This window comes from Shimia sp. MMG029 (assembly GCF_027947445.1).
Classification (GTDB): Bacteria; Pseudomonadota; Alphaproteobacteria; order Rhodobacterales; family Rhodobacteraceae; genus Shimia.
The window spans coordinates 300,275-319,699 of record NZ_JAQJIM010000005.1 but is presented as its reverse complement, the minus strand read 5'-3'; the positions used below and the strand labels follow the sequence as shown (position 1 = coordinate 319,699).

15 protein-coding genes are annotated in these 19,425 nt (G+C 58.0%); 9 read left to right on the top strand and 6 right to left on the bottom strand.

From position 1 onward, the window contains the following. Positions 1–254: 254 nt before the first annotated feature. Both PJL69_RS14255 and PJL69_RS14250 read right to left on the bottom strand, forming a co-directional pair. Positions 255–1,592, bottom strand: coding sequence for a 3-deoxy-D-manno-octulosonic acid transferase (locus PJL69_RS14255; protein ID WP_271310247.1), 1,338 nt, complete (start codon positions 1,590–1,592; stop codon positions 255–257). Next, positions 1,589–2,815 (bottom strand): 3-deoxy-D-manno-octulosonic acid transferase, encoded by a 1,227-nt coding sequence (locus PJL69_RS14250; RefSeq protein ID WP_271310246.1) that lies wholly within the window; start codon positions 2,813–2,815, stop codon positions 1,589–1,591. The genes PJL69_RS14255 and PJL69_RS14250 overlap by 4 nt, the downstream gene beginning before the upstream one ends. A gap of 390 nt (positions 2,816–3,205) precedes the next feature. Here PJL69_RS14250 and PJL69_RS14245 point away from each other — a divergent pair, with 390 nt between their 5' ends. Continuing rightward, the gene (locus PJL69_RS14245; protein WP_271310254.1) at positions 3,206–5,581 is read left to right on the top strand and encodes a response regulator; all 2,376 of its coding nucleotides are present in this window, start codon (positions 3,206–3,208) and stop codon (positions 5,579–5,581) included. A gap of 49 nt (positions 5,582–5,630) precedes the next feature. Here the strand turns inward: PJL69_RS14245 and PJL69_RS14240 are convergent, their stop codons facing one another. The 3 genes from PJL69_RS14240 to PJL69_RS14230 are packed head-to-tail and all read right to left on the bottom strand — an operon-like array spanning position 5,631 to position 9,193. Next, positions 5,631–6,797 (bottom strand): M20 aminoacylase family protein, encoded by a 1,167-nt coding sequence (locus PJL69_RS14240; RefSeq protein WP_271310245.1) that lies wholly within the window; start codon positions 6,795–6,797, stop codon positions 5,631–5,633. A 26-nt stretch (positions 6,798–6,823) separates the two neighbouring features. Continuing rightward, positions 6,824–7,987 (bottom strand): M20 aminoacylase family protein, encoded by a 1,164-nt coding sequence (locus PJL69_RS14235; protein WP_271310244.1) that lies wholly within the window; start codon positions 7,985–7,987, stop codon positions 6,824–6,826. Positions 7,988–8,011: 24 nt separating this feature from the next. Beyond that, complete coding sequence (locus PJL69_RS14230) at positions 8,012–9,193, bottom strand: M20 aminoacylase family protein (RefSeq protein ID WP_271310243.1); 1,182 nt, start codon at positions 9,191–9,193, stop codon at positions 8,012–8,014. Positions 9,194–9,392: 199 nt separating this feature from the next. On the opposite strand from PJL69_RS14230, the gene PJL69_RS14225 reads away from it, so the two are divergent. The 4 genes from PJL69_RS14225 to PJL69_RS14210 all read left to right on the top strand — a co-directional run bounded on the left by PJL69_RS14225 (position 9,393) and on the right by PJL69_RS14210 (position 15,315). After that, positions 9,393–11,165: a sensor histidine kinase gene (locus PJL69_RS14225; protein WP_271310242.1), complete on the top strand. Its 1,773-nt coding sequence runs from the start codon at positions 9,393–9,395 to the stop codon at positions 11,163–11,165. Further along, positions 11,162–12,409 carry a sigma-54-dependent transcriptional regulator gene (locus PJL69_RS14220; protein ID WP_271310241.1) on the top strand — a complete coding sequence of 416 codons (1,248 nt, stop codon included), beginning with the start codon at positions 11,162–11,164 and terminating at the stop codon, positions 12,407–12,409. The genes PJL69_RS14225 and PJL69_RS14220 overlap by 4 nt, the downstream gene beginning before the upstream one ends. Further along, a complete protein-coding gene (locus PJL69_RS14215; protein ID WP_271310240.1) occupies positions 12,406–13,587 on the top strand; it encodes an MFS transporter in 1,182 nt (393 codons plus the stop codon). The genes PJL69_RS14220 and PJL69_RS14215 overlap by 4 nt, the downstream gene beginning before the upstream one ends. Positions 13,588–13,815: 228 nt before the next feature. After that, positions 13,816–15,315, top strand: coding sequence for a BCCT family transporter (locus PJL69_RS14210; protein WP_271310239.1), 1,500 nt, complete (start codon positions 13,816–13,818; stop codon positions 15,313–15,315). 237 nt (positions 15,316–15,552) lie between these two features. On the opposite strand, the gene PJL69_RS14205 is transcribed toward PJL69_RS14210, so the two are convergent. Beyond that, positions 15,553–16,014: an Lrp/AsnC family transcriptional regulator gene (locus PJL69_RS14205; protein WP_209100066.1), complete on the bottom strand. Its 462-nt coding sequence runs from the start codon at positions 16,012–16,014 to the stop codon at positions 15,553–15,555. A gap of 141 nt (positions 16,015–16,155) precedes the next feature. On the opposite strand from PJL69_RS14205, the gene PJL69_RS14200 reads away from it, so the two are divergent. From PJL69_RS14200 to PJL69_RS14185, 4 genes are read left to right on the top strand one after another with little or no spacing between them, the layout of a single operon-like run. Next, entirely contained in the window at positions 16,156–16,461 is a 306-nt protein-coding gene (locus PJL69_RS14200) for a DUF2849 domain-containing protein (protein ID WP_271310238.1), read from the top strand. A 55-nt stretch (positions 16,462–16,516) separates the two neighbouring features. Continuing rightward, complete coding sequence (locus tag PJL69_RS14195; RefSeq protein ID WP_271310237.1) at positions 16,517–18,184, top strand: nitrite/sulfite reductase; 1,668 nt, start codon at positions 16,517–16,519, stop codon at positions 18,182–18,184. Continuing rightward, on the top strand, positions 18,174–18,971 hold the full coding sequence (locus PJL69_RS14190; protein ID WP_271310236.1) for a phosphoadenylyl-sulfate reductase: 798 nt from the start codon (positions 18,174–18,176) through the stop codon (positions 18,969–18,971). Before PJL69_RS14195 ends, PJL69_RS14190 begins: the two co-directional genes overlap by 11 nt. Then, positions 18,968–19,375, top strand: coding sequence for a DUF934 domain-containing protein (locus PJL69_RS14185; RefSeq protein ID WP_209100072.1), 408 nt, complete (start codon positions 18,968–18,970; stop codon positions 19,373–19,375). The genes PJL69_RS14190 and PJL69_RS14185 overlap by 4 nt, the downstream gene beginning before the upstream one ends. Positions 19,376–19,425 lie beyond the last annotated feature (50 nt).

Sequence of the window (19,425 nt, the reverse complement as noted above, 5' to 3'; positions counted from 1 at the left end):
TATTTAGTGCTGGTACGGATGAGTCGCAAGCGGTTTTTGACAGAAAAATGAAAAAACTATCGCCCTGCACATTCTTTTCCCGTGATCGCCCTATTTTTAAGGGTTTGACACATTCCAGAAATTGGATCGGCATTCACCTGTAAGGCCAAACGCGCCGAGTGCGGGTTTGTCTAACGGCTGAAACCCTCCGGATCCTGCTGACTCGTCCTGCCCAAGTCATGAAAAAGGGGCGCATCATGCACCCCTTCTAAAATTCAGTCCGATTTGCGGTTCTGACCCATCAATACCTGATCCATCGCTTGCAATGTCCGTGCACTCGCGCCGCGATGTTCGGCCATGAATTGCGCGGCCTCTTTGAGTGGTGCGGCGCGCGCAGGCCAGAGCGCTGCCACCATCGCGTCCGGTGTTTCGAAGCTTTTGGCCACACCGGCCGCTTCGGCCTCCGCAAAGGGAAACTCGATCGGCCAGGTTTCCGGCCCGGTGATCGGAGGTTTGCCAACCGCGAGCGGCTCAATGATGTTATGCGCCCCTGCCGGGGTAAAGCCCCCACCGACAATGACCTGATCGGCCAGACCGAGATAGAAGTACATCTCACCAAAGCTGTCGCCGAGCAGGACATCCGGCGTCTCCGCCAAGGCTTGCCCAAGCGCGGCCAGCCCCGTGGTGCCTGCTTTAGCTGCCTGACTGCGTGCGTTTACTGAAAGCCCTGCCTCTTCTAGCATGTGGCTAACCGCCTCGAACCGTTCGGGCGCGCGCGGCACATAAACAAACAGTGGCGCAGGTGTGCGGTCACGCGTGGCCGCCGCACGCAGCGACAGGATCATATCGCGGAAAATTTCTTCTTCTCCCGCCACACCTGAGGCGATGGTGATCACCTGACGCCCCTCCGCCGTGAGCAGCGGACGGACCTGCGCCGCCGCGCCTAGCAACGCCTCCGGAATGGGTTGATCAAACCGCAGCTCGCCTGTCACGGTGATATTCTGCACCCCGACCGAGGCAAAGCGCGCGCGCTGGATCTCTGATTTCACAAAGGCACCGTCCACACTGGCAATCACTCGTTGTCGCAACCGCAGCCCCTTGCCATCTTTCGCAAAGGCCCCAGAGGTATATTGAGAGTTACACAGATAGAGCGGCACCCCGGCGCGACGGGCACTTGCAATCATCGCAGGCCAGATCTCCACTTCCAGCGTCAGACCAAAGCGCGGTCGGCAAGCGCGGTAAAACCGGTGTAGACACCAATGCATGTCCAAGGGAACCCAAAGCACCGCAAGGCGACCCTCGGCGATCTCACGAGCAAACTGGCGTTCGCTCTCTTCGCGTCCCGCAGGGGTGAAGTTGGTGAGGATCACCTTATCGCCGCGCGCCAGTGCCAGCCGGATCAGACCAAGGGCGGAGCGCACTTCCCCAAGGCTCACCGCATGGATCCAGATCGCATCCTGCGGCAACGCGCGCCCATAAAAGCCAAAGCGCTCTTTGACATGACGCAGATACCGCGGGTCTTTGCCTCCGCGCATATAAAGGTAGATCATCAGGAGCGGCAGCAATGGGATCCAAAGCAACCGATAAAACAAATTGAAGAGTGTCAGGATCATGGTGCCGCCCTTAGCAGGGCAAGCAAATCACGGGCAAGAGGTGTCAGCTCTTCGCGCGCCTGCGCAATCAAAGACTCCGCTTTCTGCCGCACCTGTGCTGCATCTCCGGTCTTGTCCAAATGGGCAATGGCATCGGCGACTTGGGCCGCCGCATCTGCCCCGGAACATTGCGTCGCAAGCCCCACTGCGGCAAGATCGGCATAGTCCTGTTGGAAATTGCTGGTATTGGCGCCATGCAAAACGGCACAGCCCTGCCCGATTGCTTCCCATGGATTATGCCCGCCGACATCGCCTGCGGAGCCCCCGACATACGCCATTTCTGCCAGTCGATACCACAGCCCAAGCTCTCCAAATGTGTCGGCCACATAGACCTGCTGGTCCGCCGAAGGCACCGCGCCTGTGCTGCGCAGTGCATAGGTCAGCCCTGCGTTGGCCAGTGCCTCGCCAATCTCCGCGCGACGGTCCGGCACACGCGGGGCCAGTATCAAGAGCGCGGAAGGCTCCGTGCGCAAAAGCTTTTGATGCGCAGCGATGACAACAGTCTCATCCTCCTTGTGGGTTGAGGCAGCAACCCAAAGCCTGCGCCCTGCGGTCTCCGCTTTGACAGCGCTCAAAGCCGCGACATCCACCAAAAGCGGATCAGCGGCCGGCTTGAGCGATCCCATTTGACGAGGCGCTTGCGCCCCCAGAGCGCGCAGGCGGGCCACGCTGTCTGCATCCTGACCGGCGACCAGTTCAAACATCCTCATCAGATCGCCAAAGCCATGCCGAAACCGGGCGCGGCTTTTGTAACCCGCTTCGGTGATCCGTCCGTTGATATAGGCGAGCGGAATGCCGCGCCGCGCGGTGTCACAAATCGCCCCCGGCCAGAGATCCTGCTCAGACCAGATCGACAGATCCGGTTGCCAATGGTCAAGGAAGGCCGCCACAAATCGGGGACCGTCCAGCGGCAGGAACTGGTGGATGGTATTGGCCGGAAGGTGCGCGCCCATCACCTGCGCCGAACTGCGTGCGGTCGACGTCACCAGAAAAGAGACATCGGGTGCCTGCCTGGCCATCTCCTTAAGCAAAGGGCGCAGCGCGAGCACTTCACCCAACCCAACCGCATGCAGCCAGATCAAACGCCCCTCAGGGCGCGGAATTTGCGTTTGCCCAAATTTTTCTGCACTGCGCAATTGATCGTCTTTGCCCCGCGCCACGCGCTTGGCCACGACACGGCGCATGAGCGGCTGCAAAAGAGGGCGTAGCATAAGATAGGCGCGCAATTGCCATCCAATGGAAAGAGATTTTGTCTGCACCAACAAGGCCTTCGTTTCATCACGCCAAATCAGACGTTCCCTCCTTCTATACACCGAGCCAAGCCACATGCCATGCCAAGGCCGTATTTTGGCGCCACACGAGGAGGGCGGCGGCCGCTAAAATCACGCACCCCAGGCATTGTAGTAGGCTGAAACGCTCAAGACTGTTAAACAGGTTTTAATATGGCTCGTGCAGAGAAAGACTATGCCCCTGTGGCCGGACAGAAGGACCGGAACAAAAGAATGCCATCGAAAGTGACTTTTCCAAAACTCTTTCGCGCAATATTTCGGCGCGCCTACCTCCCTTCTTTTCTGATGATTTTGACAGTTGGGTCATTTGCGCTTTATGCAGATTACCAAAACAACAGGATCGCAATTCAGGAACAGCGCAACCTGGCAACCAGCGAAACCAGCCGTCTGCGCGCACAAATCGAAGGTCAGGTCGCCGCGCGCATTCAACTTGTACGCGGCATTGTTGCGGCTTTCTCAGACGATCTCGATATGTCTCAGGAGCGCTACAGCGCCCTGATGAGCCGCATCACAGGCGACACGATGGAATTTATCAACATCGCTGCCGCACCAGATCTTGTGATCACCCGGGTATACCCTCTGGAAAGCAATCGCCCGGCCCTCGGGTTGAACTACCATGAAAACGAAGCCCGCTGGAAAGTCGCCTATCAGGTGCGCGATACCGGCAAAATGGCCATCGCCGGCCCCCTGGATCTGGTGCAGGGCGGCGTAGGGCTGATCGCACGCCTGCCCGTCTGGGATGAACGCGACGGCGAGCGGCGTTTCTGGGGATTGATTGCAGCCGTCATCGACGCCGAAAACCTCTATGATAGCGCTGGACTACGCGATCCGGAACTCGCGCTTGATATTGCTCTGGTCGGCAAAGATGGCAGAGGCGCTGAGGGAGATCTCTTTTTTGGCAATCCTGCCGTTCTAGGTGACAATCCGATTTTGATGGACATACATCTGCCCAACGGCAGCTGGCAACTTGCCGCACGCCCCAAGGAGGGCTGGATGCTCCACGCCGAAGATATGGTTGGCGTGCGATTGTTTTTCCTGGGCGCTCTCTTGCTTGTCCTCGCACCAACAATTGCAGCCGCGCGCCTGTCTGACAGACGCCGCGCCCTGATTGCAAAACTAGAGAAACGTGACGAGGAGCTTGAACGCCTCTCCCTTGTGGCAAAACACGCCTCAGACAGTGTCCTATTGTCAGATCCAGATGGAAAAATCATATGGGTCAACGATGGCTTCACCCGAATGACCGGATATACGTCCGAAGAGGCAATCGGGCGTACGGCAGGTGAATTGCTGAACCACGAAGATACCGACCCATACACAATTGAATCCATCAAACGCCACCAAAAGCGCGGCGCGCGTTTCCACACCGAAATTCTGAACCGTACCAAACAGGGCAAATCCATTTGGGTGGATACCAATCTTTTTCCTGTGATGGATGAAAACGGCCAAGTGGCCATGAGCATCGGTATTGAGCGGGAAATCACAGAGTCCAAACGCTACGAAGAGGACCTCGCCGAAGCAAAGCGCGCGGCAGAAATGGCCGACCGTGCAAAATCAGAGTTTCTCGCAAACATGAGCCACGAAATTCGCACGCCCATGAATGCAATCATCGGCATGTCAGAATTGTTGTCGGCTGCCGATTTGTCCTCAGAAGACAGCCAGAACGTGACCACGATCCGTGAATCCGGCCATGCTCTGTTGAAAATCATCAATGATATTCTGGATCTTTCGCGTCTTGAGTCCGGCAAGCTGGAAGTCTCTGAAGTGGATTTTGATCTGCACCGCTGCATTGACAGTGTCGCCGATCTGCTGCGTCACAAAGCCAAGCAGAAAGGTCTCTATCTGACGGTCGAATATGAAGGCGACGTGCCCCGCATGGTGCGCGCTGATGATGGCCGACTGCGCCAAATCCTGATGAACCTCATAGGCAACGCCGTCAAATTTACCACCGAAGGGGGCGTGCGGATCGTCGTCGCTCGACAGCCAAACACCACCTACGGCATTTCGGTCAATGTGTTTGATACCGGCATCGGGATCACGCCAGAGCAGGCCCGCCATATTTTTGATCGCTTTTCACAGGCAGACGCCGCGATCACGCGTTCATTTGGCGGCACGGGCTTGGGGCTCACAATCTCCACAATGCTTGCCCGCCGCATGGGCGGCGACATCTTTCTGTGTGACCAATACGAAGACGGCGCTTGTTTTAAGGCCACAATCATGGGCAAGGCGCCTCTTGGCGTGGAACAGGCAAAAACGGAACCGCTCGAATTCACCCCCGAACACCTTTTTGGCACACGTATTCTTCTGGCCGAAGACAACAAAACCAATCGCCTTCTGATCCGCAAATATCTTTCGGAATATCCGCTGGAACTGATTGAGGTTGAAAATGGTGTTCAGGCGGTCGAGCAATGCAAAACAAACTGTCCGGATCTGGTGTTGATGGACATGTCGATGCCAGAGTTGGATGGCCTGCAGGCCACACGCATTATTCGTGAGCTGCCCATCATGCAGCCACCGATCATCGCGCTGACCGCAAACGCCTTTGAAAGCGACAAACAAGCCTGTCTGGACGCAGGAATGGATATGTTTTTGTCAAAGCCAATCAACAAGATGCACCTTTTGCAGACCTTATCGACATATCTGGAGAGGCGCTTGGCGTCTTAGACAAAATGCCAAGAAAAAGGCCGCGCCCATCAGCGCGGCCTTTCGGTTGTTAAGCGGCTGGCATCCGCTTCTCAACAATCTCCGCCCACCAGCTACAGCCCGCCGGAATGGCTTCATCATTGAAGTTGTATTCTGGGTGATGCACCGCTGCGCCACCTTCCCCATTGCCCACAAGAATGTAAGCACCGGGGCGCTCTTCCAGCATGAAGGCAAAGTCTTCGCCGCCCATCACCAGCGGGGCTTCATCACATTGGCCAGAAATGGATTTCGCGACCTCAGCCGCAAATTCTGTCTGCACCTCAGAGTTCACCATCACCGGATACCCACGATGATAGGTCACATCCGCTGTGCCACCAAAAGTCGCGGCCATACCCGCACAAATCGCCTTGATCCGCTGCTCCGCAAGATCACGCATATCCGCGCTCATGGTACGCACGGTGCCCTTAACCTGCACCTTCTGAGGGATCACATTGAAGGCTTTGGAGCTGGTTTCAAAGCTGGTGACAGACACCACCACCTGATCCACCGGGTTCGCGTTGCGGCTCGCGATGGTCTGCAGCGCCACCACCGCCTGCGCGGCCATCACGGTTGTGTCCACGGTCTCCTGCGGTTTGGCCGCGTGACCACCCTTGCCCTCAAAGGTAATGTCGAATTGGTCTGTCGCCGCAAAGAAGGACCCAGGACGGATCGCAAAGCTGCCAAGCGGCATGCCCGGCCAGTTGTGCATGCCGTAAACTTCCTGGATGCCCCAGCGATCCATCATACCGTCATCACACATTTCTTTGCCGCCGCCGCCGCCTTCTTCGGCGGGCTGGAAGATCACCACAACCGTGCCGTCAAAGTTGCGGGTCTCGCTCAGGTACTTGGCTGCGCCAAGCAGCATCGCAGTGTGACCATCGTGCCCACAGGCGTGCATCGCACCCGGCGTCTTGGAGGCATACTCCAGCCCGGTCTGCTCATGGATCGGCAGCGCGTCCATATCGGCGCGCAGGCCAATCACCTTGCCAGAGCCAGTTGCCTTGCCTTTGATCACACCGACAACACCGGTGCGGCCAATGCCAGTGACAACCTCATCACAGCCAAAGGCCTGCAGCTTCTCAGCCACAATCGCGCTGGTGCGGTGGGTCTCAAACAGAATTTCTGGGTTTTCGTGCAGATCACGTCGCCATGTGGTGATTTCATCATGCAGTTCTGCAAAACGGTTTTTGGTTGGCATCTTAGTTCCTCGCTTTAACTCTTGCCTTAAGCCGCAGGCATGCGGCGTTCGATCACTTCCGACAGAAAGCTGCTCCCGTAGGGGATCGCATCGTCGTCAAAATTATATTCCGGATGGTGCAACGCCGCACTGTCGCCATTGCCCACCATGATGAAGGCCCCGGGCCGGGCCTGCAACATGTAGGAGAAATCCTCGCCCCCCATGCTGATGGCCGCCTCATTGCAGCCCCCGGAAATGGCTGTGGCCACTTCCTCGGCAAAGGCCGCCTGATCCTCACCATTGATCGTTGCGGGGGTGATGCGCTGATAATCAAGCCGTGCCGTGCCGCCAAAACTTGCCGCCACCCCAGCCACGATCTCTTCTATCCGCGCCTGCACCATATCCTGTGTGTCTGGCGCAAAGGTGCGCACCGTGCCTTTTAACGTCGCAGTGTGCGGGATCACATTGTACACATCCGATCCGGTCTGAAACGACGTGACAGACACCACCGCGCGCTCCACCGGATCCACATTCCGGCTCACAATCGACTGGAGCGCAGCATGAATCTGTGTGCCAATCAAAGTCGGATCAACCGTCTGATCAGGATGCGCGGCATGCCCACCCCTGCCCTCAATATGAATGGTGAAGAAATCCACCGCCGCCAGCATCGGGCCTTTGCGGATGGCAAACTCTCCAACCGGCATGCCTGGCTGGTTGTGCATGCCGTAGACTTCCTGAATGTTCCAGCGCTCCATCATGCCATCTTCCACCATGGCGAGCGCGCCATTGCCGCCCTCTTCTGCTGGCTGGAAGATCAGCGCAACGGCACCGTCAAAATTGCGGGTCTCGCTCAGATACTTCGCCGCACCCAGCAACATGGCGGTGTGCCCATCATGGCCACAGGCATGCATCGCGCCATCATTTTCAGAGGCATAGTCCAAACCGGTCTGCTCCTGCATCGGCAGCGCGTCCATATCCGCGCGTAGCCCGATCACCTTACCGGACGCATTACTTTTGCCTTTGATAATGCCCACAACCCCGGTGCGGCCAATGCCGGTGACCACCTCATCACAGCCAAAGGCGCGCAGCTTGTCGGCCACAAGCGCTGCCGTGCGATGAGTTTCATACAGCACTTCGGGATGCGCATGAATGTCGCGCCGCCACTCAGTGATCTCAGTATGCAACTCAGCAAAACGGTTCTTTACAGGCATGTTTTTATACTCCCCATCAACAGCTTAACTGTCTGTCGCCGGCATACGCCGCTCAATCATCTCCGCATACCAGCTGCTGCCAAACGGGATTGCTTCATCTTCAAAGTTGTACGCCGGGTGGTGACATTGCGCACTGTCGCCATTGCCAAGGTGAATATAGGCACCGGGCCGTTCTTCCAGCATGAAAGAGAAATCCTCCGCTGGCATGATCGGCTCCACATCCGGGTCGACATTGGCCTCCCCCGCGACAGCCTGCGCCGCCTCCACCGCGAATGCCGTCTCCGCCTCATGGTTCACAGTCACCGGATAGCCGTCTTCCCATGTGACCTCCGCCGTCGCGCCAAAGGCCAGCGCTGTATGGGTCGCGACTTCCCGAATACGGCGCTCCACCAAGGCGCGGTTGTTGTTGTCCAGTGTGCGCACCGTGCCCTTCATGCGCACCTTTTTTTGGGCGATCACATTGGAGGCATTGCTGTCGGTCTCAAGCGTGCCCACTGTCAGCACCACACGTTCAATCGGCTTCACATTGCGTGCCACAATAGACTGCAGCGACACAAGGATCTGCGCCGCAACCAAAGTGGTATCGACCGCCTCCTGAGGCTCTGCCGCATGGCCACCTTTGCCGGTCACCTCAATCTCAAATTCATCCGCAGACGCCATCAACGCGCCCGCACGAATGGCAAACTGACCCACTGGCAGGCCAGGCGCATTGTGCATGCCATAGACTTCCTGGATGTTCCAACGGTCCATCATCCCGTCATCACACATTTCTTTGCCGCCACCGCCGCCCTCTTCGGCTGGCTGGAAAATCATCACCGCCGTGCCATCAAAATTGCGCGTCTCGGCCAGATATTTCGCGGCCCCAAGCAACATCGCGGTGTGTCCGTCATGGCCGCAGGCATGCATCTTGCCCGGCACGGTCGAGGCATAGTCGACCCCCGTGATCTCCTCAATGGGCAGCGCATCCATATCCGCGCGCAAGCCAATCACCCGCCCTTTGGTGTCTGTCTTGCCCTTAATCACGGCCACAACGCCGGTGCGGCCAATGCCCGGCGTAATCTCATCAACGCCAAACTCTTTCAGCCGCGCCTCAACAAAAGCCGCCGTCTCATGCACATCAAACATCAGCTCTGGATGTGCGTGCAAATGGCGCCGCCAGCCTGTGATCTCTTCTTGCATCTGTGCAAAGCGGTTTTTGATTGGCATGTGTCACTCTCCCCATGTGCCGACCAGCAGAGACTGAATGATTGTTCACTCCGGGGCAAGGGGGCTCACTAAAATTCTACAAACCACATCCCCAAACGCCGTGTCAGCCCCCAGCGTCCAGCAATACCGCACAAAAACTGCCCCACTCCACCACAAGCACGACTCGCCGCTGCCTACAAAAGTGCGATAGGGTCGCGCCATGCGCACCTGGATCCGCCATCGCGCGGCGATTCTGATCATCTTCTTGCTCACCGTGCTCGCTGTGGCGGGTGGGGTCTGGCGCTATGGCTATGGGCAAGCGCTTGATCAACTGGCCCGCCGCGGAGAGGCAGATCTTGCTTTGGGCGCGGATAGTCTCACCGCCCAACTCAAACGATATCAAGAGCTTGCAGTGCTCATGGCAGAGCATCCCAGCTTGCTCGCCCTCTCCCAAAACCCGGCAGCCACCTCCGCAGAACGCGGCCATCCGCTTCTGTTGGAAGCCGCCGATAAAACCGCCGCACTTGATCTCATCTATGCCCGTGCCGATGGCACCATTCTCGCGACCGCACAGGAAGATGTCGCCCCGCCCACCACGCTTGCGCAATCCCCCTATTTCAAGCGCGCACTCCAGGGCGCGCTTGGCGCACATCACCAAGTCGACCCGCGCTTTGGCCGCCGCGCCTTCTACTACGCTGTCCCGAGTTTTTCAGCAGAAGGCACGGTCAGCGCAGTGCTCACCGTGGTGCTGGACGTCGAAGATGTAGAGGGCAACTGGCGCGGCGATGGGCCAACGGTTTTCTTTGTGGATGATCTGAACGAGGTCTTTATCTCCAACCGCTCAGAACTTGTCTTCTGGCGGCGAAACCCCACAGCCCCCGGATTGCTTCCGCCAGAGGGCACCGCGCCTGCGTTCCGCGCCTATTCCCGGGCAGGGCACGAAATCTGGCAACTGGACTGGGGGCCGTACATCCCTGCGCGCGGCCTGCACATTGTGCAGGATCTGCCGGTCATTGATATGGTGGCCGAAGCCATTGTCGACGTCAGCCTCGCCCGCCGCATTGCAGGTCTGCAAGCCGGCACCATCGCAGCGATCTTTATGATCTTTGGCCTGATCCTGTTGCAGGTTCTGGAACGCCGCCGCGTGTTGACCGAAGCGAACGCCGAACTTGAAAACCGTGTCACCCAGCGCACGCAGGCGCTCAGCGCCACAAACGAGGCCCTGCGCCGTGAAATCACGGAACGTGAAGAGGCAGAGGCCGCTTTGAAAAAAGCACAGGCCGATCTGGTACAGGCTGGCAAACTCTCCGCCCTTGGCCAGATGAGCGCGGGCATCAGCCACGAACTCAACCAACCGCTTATGGCAATTCAGACATTTGCGGAAAACGGCACACGTTTTCTGGAACGTGACAAAGCAGATAAAGCGGGCGAAAACCTCTCCCGCATTTCTCAAATGGCCACCCGCATGGCCCGCATCATCAAGAACCTGCGTGCCTTTGCACGCAATGAAAACGAGCCCACGGGCCGTGTCGACCTGGTTTCCGTCATCACACAGGCTGTAGAGCTGACAGAGCCACGCCTGCTGCAGGATGACATCACCCTCAACTGGTCACCGGAGGCGCAGAACTCCCCGATCTTTGTGCGCGGTGGCGAAGTGCGCTTGGGGCAGGTTTTTGTGAACCTCATCACCAATGCCGCTGACGCCATGACCGACCAACCCGCGCGCCAGATTGACATCTCAATCCAAACAGCGCCCCGTCTTTGCGTGTTGGTGCGTGACACAGGGCCGGGCATCGACGCGCCGGATAAGATTTTTGATCCGTTCTACACCACCAAAGAGGTTGGCAGCTCAGAGGGGATGGGCCTTGGCCTTTCCATCAGCTACGGCTTGGTGCAGAGCTTTGGCGGCAATATCCGGGGCAGCAACCATCCCGAAGGCGGCGCGCTCTTCACTGTTGAACTTGAAAGCTGGCCACAGGAGAGCGCCGCATGACTTCCCCCCTGCCCAATCCTGCCGCGCCTGTGCTTGTGGTGGACGATGATCCCATTGTGCGCGAGGCGCTCACACAAACCCTAGAGCTCGAAGACTTTCCAGTGATCGCAGCGGGCTCTTTTGTTGAGGCCAAAGACCACATCACCGCGCAATTTCCCGGTGTGATCCTGTCTGACATGCGCATGCCCGGGCGCGACGGCTTTCATCTGCTGAACTTCGCCAAGGACGCGGATACCGAACTGCCGGTGATCCTTCTCACCGGCGAAGGGGACATCCCCATGGCGGTGAAAGCCATGACACAGGGCGCTTTCGGATTTTTGGAAAAACCCTGCGCCCCGACAGAGCTTGTTGCCGTGATCAACCGCGCGCAAAAGGCCCGCGCCATGGCACTGGAAAACCGCCGCCTGAAGGCACAGCTTGAAACCGGTGACGCCGCTGCACGCTGGATTTTTGGCACCTCGGCACAGTCTGAAACCCTGCGCCGCCGCGTCCGCTCCGTGGCCCGCATCCCCGCAGAAGTTCTGGTCAGTGGCCCACCCGGCGCGGGCATCTCAAAAGTCGCTGAAGTGGTGCATCTGTGTTCTCCCTTCAGCAAAGGCCCCTTTGGCAAACACACCACCGTCGACATGGATGTCACGCGGTTTGAACAGGCGGTTGAGGCCGCCGCCGGGGGCAGCCTCTTTCTGGATGAAATCCAGGCCATGCCCATGCAGACGCAATTCGCCCTGCTCTCGCTCATGGAAACAGACGATCACCCCCGCCTGATCTTTGGCAGCGCCGCAGATCTGTCGGAAGCGGTGGCCAGTGCCCAGCTGCATGCCGACCTCTTTTACCGTCTGGATGCGCTGCAAGTCCGCATCCCGGCCCTTGCCGAACGTCCCGAAGACATCCCCGTGATGTTTCGCCAATATGTGTCGCAGGCGGCAGAGCAAGCCGGCGTCACCGCCCCAGAGGTCACCCCAGAGGTGATTTCCGGCCTCATGGCGCAGGACTGGCCCGGCAACGCCCGCGCCCTCATGAGTGTCGCCATGCGCTTTGTGCTGGGTCTGCCCGGCGAAGAGCCGCAAAGCGCCGCCCTTGGCCTGACAGAACAGATGGCACAGGTCGAGCGTTCCCTGCTCGCCGAAGCGCTGCGCAAACATGAAGGCCGTGCCGCCGCCGCCGCAGAAGCGCTGAAACTGCCACGCAAAACCATGTATGACAAACTCGCCAAATACGGCCTGAAACCTGAAAGCTTCCGATGAGCACCCTGGCCGATCCCACCCCGGCGCCTCAGCCTGCCCCCGACAGCCTCACCCGCCGCCGGGCTTGGGGTGCCATTGCCGCGATGTTTGCCCTCAATGGCGCGCTCTTTGGCCTTTGGGCCAGCCGCATCCCGGCCTTTAAAGCCACGCATGATCTCAGCCACGCCGGCCTTGGCGCGCTTCTGCTGCTGCTCGCGGGGGGCGCGATTTGCGCCTTTCCGCTGGCGGGCCGACTGGCCGATCACTACGGCGCAGCACGGGTCACCAAAATTCTGGCCGGGATCAAGATCACCTCACTTCTTGCGCTGGCGCTGGCCCCCAATGTGCCCACGTTGGCCGTCGCGCTCTTTGTCTTCGGGGCGATCCATGGCGGCATGGATGTGACCATGAATGTCTGGGGCGCAGAAGTGGAACGCTGGGCCCAGCGGCCACAGATGTCGTCTTATCACGCCATGTGGAGCCTGGGCGCCGGTCTTGCTGCGGGCACAGGTTTTGTCGCCATCAGCCTTGGGGCCACCCCGTTGATCCACTATCTGGCGGTGGGCCTTCCCTTAGTGGTCCTGCTCTTTGGCTTGGGCCATATCCCCTGGACCTCCCCTGTGTCACGCGACGCCAAAGACCCGGTGTTTTCCCTGCCCAATGGCCCGCTTGTACTGGTCGGCCTGCTCGCCCTTGGCGCCTCCATGGGCGAAGGTGCCGTCGCCGACTGGAGCGCGGTCTATCTTGTGGACATCGGCAAAGCCCCGGAAAACTGGGCCGCCATGGGTTATGCCATATTCTCCGCCACCATGGTGATCATGCGCCTGCTGGGCGATGGCATCACCCGACACAGCTCGCCACAATTGGCCGCACAGGTCAGCGGCCTCACCGCCGCCCTAGGTGCGGCCCTCACCGTGCTCTTCCCGACACCACCCATGATGCTCACTGGATTTGTGCTGATGGGCATGGGCTACGCGCTGATCTTCCCGCTGGCCTTCAGCCGCGCGGCCAACGACCCTGTGGTCAGCCCCGGCAAAGCGCTGGCCAGCACCGCCACCTTTGGCTACGGCGGCATCCTTTTGGGCCCGCCGCTGATCGGCTTCATCGCCAGCGCCACGTCATTGCGCGTGTCCTTTGCGGTGCTTGCCGCGCTTGCCCTGATGATCGCACTGCTTGGTGGCGCCTTGAAGCGACCCTAACCGCCGCCGCCCGTTTGAGAGGCCGCACGGCGAAACAGACAATCTGCCAAGCTGCAAAATAGACACAGCCGTTGACTTCAACGGGTTTGACATGCTCGATCATGCAATCAACCACCGCATATGTTTATCAACTGGCCTGACACGATTGAAGAACAATAAACGCACCAACCCAATGCGCCCTGTTCCGCTCAAAGTCCTGCGCCGCATTTCCGTGGCAAGGCACCTGAAATGAACCGCGCGCAGATCACATTGGCCACTTCTGGCGCACTCATCACCGCGATTGGTGCCTGGGGCATTCTGGATGCTGACAGCCTCGTGCAACTGGCCGCCAAAGTCGTGGAACAGTATTTTGACAGCCGAGGCTGGTTTGTCATGCTCTCCGTATCCGGCATGTTGCTTCTGTGCCTTTGGCTGGCTTTCTCAAAATACGGCAACATCCGCCTTGGTGCGGATGACGACCGGCCCGAATTTTCGACACCGTCTTGGATCGCCATGCTGTTCGCAGCAGGAATGGGAGTCGGCTTGCTGTTTTGGGCCGTGGCAGAACCGCTCACGCATTTTGCATTTGTCAGCAAATACACACAGCCACCGCACGCAGCACAAGAAGCTCTGCTGGCAACAAACTTTCACTGGGGCATTCACGCGTGGGCGATCTATGGCACCACCGCACTGACAATCGCCTATTTCACGTTTCGGCGCGGCACGCCCATGCTGGTCAGCGCACCCATCGAAACACTGTTTCCACAGGAACGATGGGCCAGGCTCGTGGGCTGGCTGTCTGATTTCATGGCGATTGTCGCGATTGCAATTGGCGTCGGCGGCTCCATCGCGATGGGGGTGTTTCAGGTTGCGGATGGTATTGATGTGATGCGCGACGGCAGTCGCGCCGAACCATGGCTATTGGCAGCCGTATTCACGGTGATGGTCGCGGCCTATGTTCCGCCGCTGTTGGTCGATCTCGGAACCGGAATGGCCCGGCTGTCCAACACAGCTATGATCATCGCAATTTTTCTGGTGTTCTATACCGTCGTGCTCGGCCCCACAGAGTTTCTGCTCAATTCCATACTGAATGGATTTGGAACCTATATTTTCGCGGCAATCCCGCGTGGGTTTCAAACCCTCACCTTTTTTGGCAGCGAAGTGGAAACCCAATTTCACGACTGGACGCTCACCTATATGGTCTGGTGGATCGCATGGGGTCCGTTTGTCGGCGTCTTTATCGCACGCATTTCCAAAGGCCGCACCATACGTGAATTTGTCTTGGGGGTTCTCATAGGGCCAACTGTGTTTTCAGTGATCTGGTTTGGCGCCTTTGGGGGCATTGGCCTGTTTGACGCATTGCGGGGCAATGGCGCTCTTTTGGAAATGACCCAAACCAACGTAGAGCGCGTGACCTTCGCTTTGCTAGAGCGCCTGCCGCTGACAACACTGACAACGCTTGCGACCATTCTGGCGGCTTTCCTGTTCATCGTCACCAGTGTGGTCAGCGCCGCGTTTGTGCTCGGCACATTCTCCACAGGGGGCGATCCAAATCCCAGCCCCCGCGTGCGCCTGATCTGGGGACTTCTGCTGGGTCTGCTTGGCGCGGCCATGATCCTGTCCGGGTCGATCGATGCGATCAAAAAGCTGATCGCGATTGGGGCGCTGCCATTTGTCTTTGTCTGCGTGCTGCTTTGTGTGTGTCTGGTCCGCGGATTGCGAGAGGAGATGTCAGATGCTGATCGGTGATCTTCAAAACACCATTCTCAATCTCACCACCTTCGCGTTTATTGGCGCAATGGTCTGGCTTTTGATGCGCCCCTGAACCGCAGCTTCGCCCGTTTTTGTGCGCGCAAGTTTTAACGCTGCGCGCGCAGGCTTAGGGGGCAAAACGGTGAAAATCCACCTCCGCAATACAGTCGCGATACCGACGCAATACCGATGTAAAATACAAGCCGGTCGCCAAATCCGGCCAAATCTTACCCCTCAGAGCGGTAACATACTGGTGGATTTGATTTCTTCCATAGATAACAAAGCGGTAACGTTGTGAACCTTCACCTCTGAAATCAAAGCTTGATAAAAGGTGTCATAGGCGCGCGCGTTTTGAACCTGCACTTTCAGTATATAGTCTATGTCCCCGGCCAGCCGGTGCGCCTCCAGAACTTCCGGGCGTTCCCGCAAAGCTTTGAGAAACTTTGCCTGCCAGTCGGCCTCGTGCTCACTGGTGCGGATAAGAACAAAGAAACAGGCATCAAAACCAAGGGCTTCTGCGTCCAGCAACACAGTTTGCTGCCGGATCACCCCCGCTTCGCGCAGTTTACGGATGCGGTTCCACACAGGTGTCTTGGAGGACCCAACCCGTTTCGCAATTTCATCAAGAGATTGCGCAGCGTCCCGTTGCAACTCCCCAAGAATTTTCTTATCCATGTCGTCAATGCGCAACGCCATTCCGTTTCCCCCTAGTATTTGGAACATCGGCGCAGTTTCCAGCTGACACCGAAACGCACGTTTCTATTTTCGCCAGTATCTGGCGGTTGATGGGGAATATTTCCTATATATGGATCAAAGTCAAACACCGGAGTCGGACAAATGCCCCGCGCATTCACACCCAAAGTCATCACCGCCAACGCTTTGCTAGAGGGCGACGTGATCTACTTCACAGCAGAAGACAATTGGTCACGTGATTTGACAGAAGCAGAGTTACTAATTGATGAAGCCCACGCACAGCTGAGACTTGTTGAGGCTTCTCAACAAGTTAGCGAGGTTGTTGGCGCGTATCTGGCGGATGCTGTGGCGGGTGAAACCGGCCCAGAACCCACGCATTTTCGCGAAGAATTCCGCCGTACCGGCCCCTCTAACTACTTCCACGGCAAACAGGCAGACGCCGCGAACTAGGTAAAGTGATCCCAGCGATCAACTCAACCTACGCCCCAACGCTAAAGGTCCACCCATGTATCAATACAACGACTTTGACAAAGCCTTCCTGGCAGAGCGCAATCGTCAGTTCCGTGCACAGGTAGAACGCCGCATCGCCGGCAACCTGACCGAAGATGAATTCAAGCCTCTGCGCTTGATGAACGGTCTTTATCTCCAACTGCATGCCTACATGCTGCGCGTCGCCATCCCTTATGGCACTCTGAATTCTGCGCAGATGGACACGCTCGCGCTCCTCGCTGAGAAGTGGGACAAAGGCTATGGCCACTTCACCACGCGTCAGAATATCCAGTATAACTGGCCGAAACTAAAGGATGTTCCAGATATGCTGGATGCCTTGGGTGAAGTCGGAATGCACGCGATCCAGACCTCCGGCAACACCATCCGCAACGTAACCGCGGACCATTTCGCCGGCGCGGCGGCTGACGAGATCGAAGATCCGCGTCCGATCGCAGAACTGATCCGCCAGTGGTCCACAGACCACCCGGAATTCCAGTTCATGGGCCGCAAATTCAAGATCGCGGTCAGCGCAGGCGAAGCGGATCGTGCCGTTCTCAAAGCCCACGATCTGGCCGTGCGCGTCGTCAAAAATGACGCAGGTGAAACGGGCTACCAAGTTCTCGTTGGTGGCGGTTTGGGCCGTACACCCATGGTTGGGAAGGTCCTCAATGAGTTCCTGCCTCGCGAGGATCTTCTGCCCTACATTGAGGCAACGGTTTCGGTTTGGAACCAGATCGGCCGCCGCGACAACAAGTACAAAGCACGGATCAAAATCACCGTTCATGAAACCGGTCTGGAAGAGTTCCGCGCCAAGGTCGAAGAACGGTTTGAATCAGTGCAACCAACTTTCTCTGGCGTCGATCAGGAACTGCTTTCTGAAATCAAAGCGCATTTCGCGCCGCCTGCGTTCCGCAATGCGCCTGTGACAGAGTTCGAAAACACATACAATTCAAACCCATTGTTCCGCAGCTGGGTGGATACAAACCTCACAGAACACCGCGCTCCCGGCTACACAATTGTGACTGTGTCCATCAAGAAGCAGGGCCAGACTCCTGGGGATGCTACGGCCGAGCAAATGCGTGCTTTGGCTCAGATCGCGCGCGACTATGGCCACGACGAGCTGCGCATCAGCCATGAGCAAAACGTGATCCTTCCGCATGTGCATAAGTCGGATCTGCCAGCGGTATATGCCGCGCTGCGCGAAGCAGATTTGCACACTGCAAACATCGGTCTGGTGAGCGACATCATCGCGTGCCCCGGCATGGATTACTGTGCGCTGGCGACTGCACGCTCAATCCCAGTGGCTCAGCAAATCGCGACCCGCTTTGAAGAGCTGAAGCTTGAGCACGACATCGGCCACCTGCAGATCAAAATCTCAGGCTGCATCAACGCCTGTGGTCACCATCACGTTGGTCACATCGGCATCCTCGGCCTCGACCGTGCAGGGGTAGAAAACTACCAGATCACGCTTGGTGGTGATGCGACATGGACCGCAGCAATTGGTGAACGCGCAGGCCCCGGTTTTGCCTATGATGAAATCGTTCCGGCGATCGAACGTCTCGTAAAAGGCTATCTGGAACTGCGTGAAGGCCCGGAAGAAACCTTCTTGGAAGCGTACCGCCGTTTGGGGCTGGCACCGTTCAAGGCCCATCTCTACCCAGAGGCGCAGGCGAATGCAGCATAACGGCCTAACGCCACTGACCTCGCCTCTGACCACCGGGCAAGCCCCGGGGCCGGAGCGCGTGGATCCGCTGCAGGCAAAGGTAGATGCGCTAAACGCGCGGTATCGCCACCATTCTGCAACGGCGGTGATGGAAGCGGCATTGCAGGACCCCCAAGCTGGGAAACTGGCTATGGTGTCCTCTTTTGGGGCAGAATCCGCCGTCCTGCTGCACATGGCGGCAATCGTGGACCGCAAAATTCCCGTGCTATTCGTGGACACGGAAATGCTCTTTGCGGAAACGATTGTCTATCAACAGGATTTGGCCGAGCAGCTGCGTCTGGAAAATGTGCAAGTGATCCGCGCAAGCGACGCCACTTTGGCTGCAGAAGACCCTACTGGCACACTGCACCAGCAGGACACGGACGCATGCTGTTCTGTGCGCAAAACACGCCCGCTGCAGAAGGCCCTGCGCGGCTACGACGGCTGGATTACGGGACGCAAGCGCTTCCAATCTGGCACACGCGCCGCATTGGAGTTTTTTGAAATCGAAGACTTCACAGGCCGCATAAAGGTGAACCCTCTGGCTCACTGGGCTCCAGAAGATGTACGCGCCTATATGGAAGAAAACCGCCTGCCGCGCCATCCACTGGTGGCCAAAGGTTATCCGTCTATCGGCTGTGCACCATGCACATCACCTGTGGCAGAAGGCGAAGACCCACGCTCTGGCCGTTGGCGTGGTCAGAACAAAGAAGAATGTGGCATTCATTTTGTCGACGGCAAAATTGTGCGAACCGGAGAGAAAACATGACTGTGATCGTGACCGACAATGGCTTTGGCACCGACGACTGGACCCTCGGCTTTGCTGCGTTGGATGAGGCAGCAAATGACGTGGCTTCGCTGGATGTGACATCTGATACGGATCCGGCCGTGCTCATCGCACAGCTGTCGGGTGTAAAGATGATCCGCGTAGACTTTCCCAGCTTCGCCGATGGCCGCGGCTTTACAATCGCGCGCCAATTGCGGCTTGCAGGGTACACTGGTCGTCTGCGCGCAAAGGGCCACGTGATCTCAGACCAATATGCCATGGCGCGGCGCTGTGGCTTTGATGAGGTCGAAATCTCAGACGAATTGGCCGCACGCCAGCCAGAGAGCGAATGGAAGTTTCGTGCGAACTGGCAAGCAAACGACTACCAAGCGCGTATGCGTGGCTGACACACATCGCAAAAATGAGATATGGCTTTGCGTTATGTCAAAGCCATATC

Bases quoted from the DNA above. Each gene is read 5' to 3' on its own strand.
- PJL69_RS14190 (WP_271310236.1), top strand. From the start codon at position 18,174: ATGCAGCATAACGGCCTAACGCCACTGACCTCGCCTCTGACCACCGGG.
- PJL69_RS14225 (WP_271310242.1), top strand. From the start codon at position 9,393: ATGCGCACCTGGATCCGCCATCGCGCGGCGATTCTGATCATCTTCTTG.
- PJL69_RS14240 (WP_271310245.1), bottom strand. From the start codon at position 6,797: ATGCCAACCAAAAACCGTTTTGCAGAACTGCATGATGAAATCACCACA.
- PJL69_RS14195 (WP_271310237.1), top strand. From the start codon at position 16,517: ATGTATCAATACAACGACTTTGACAAAGCCTTCCTGGCAGAGCGCAAT.
- PJL69_RS14215 (WP_271310240.1), top strand. From the start codon at position 12,406: ATGAGCACCCTGGCCGATCCCACCCCGGCGCCTCAGCCTGCCCCCGAC.
- PJL69_RS14255 (WP_271310247.1), bottom strand. From the start codon at position 1,592: ATGATCCTGACACTCTTCAATTTGTTTTATCGGTTGCTTTGGATCCCA.
- PJL69_RS14235 (WP_271310244.1), bottom strand. From the start codon at position 7,987: ATGCCTGTAAAGAACCGTTTTGCTGAGTTGCATACTGAGATCACTGAG.
- PJL69_RS14200 (WP_271310238.1), top strand. From the start codon at position 16,156: ATGCCCCGCGCATTCACACCCAAAGTCATCACCGCCAACGCTTTGCTA.
- PJL69_RS14250 (WP_271310246.1), bottom strand. From the start codon at position 2,815: ATGCGCCGTGTCGTGGCCAAGCGCGTGGCGCGGGGCAAAGACGATCAA.
- PJL69_RS14220 (WP_271310241.1), top strand. From the start codon at position 11,162: ATGACTTCCCCCCTGCCCAATCCTGCCGCGCCTGTGCTTGTGGTGGAC.
- PJL69_RS14185 (WP_209100072.1), top strand. From the start codon at position 18,968: ATGACTGTGATCGTGACCGACAATGGCTTTGGCACCGACGACTGGACC.
- PJL69_RS14210 (WP_271310239.1), top strand. From the start codon at position 13,816: ATGAACCGCGCGCAGATCACATTGGCCACTTCTGGCGCACTCATCACC.
- PJL69_RS14230 (WP_271310243.1), bottom strand. From the start codon at position 9,193: ATGCCAATCAAAAACCGCTTTGCACAGATGCAAGAAGAGATCACAGGC.
- PJL69_RS14245 (WP_271310254.1), top strand. From the start codon at position 3,206: ATGATTTTGACAGTTGGGTCATTTGCGCTTTATGCAGATTACCAAAAC.
- PJL69_RS14205 (WP_209100066.1), bottom strand. From the start codon at position 16,014: ATGGCGTTGCGCATTGACGACATGGATAAGAAAATTCTTGGGGAGTTG.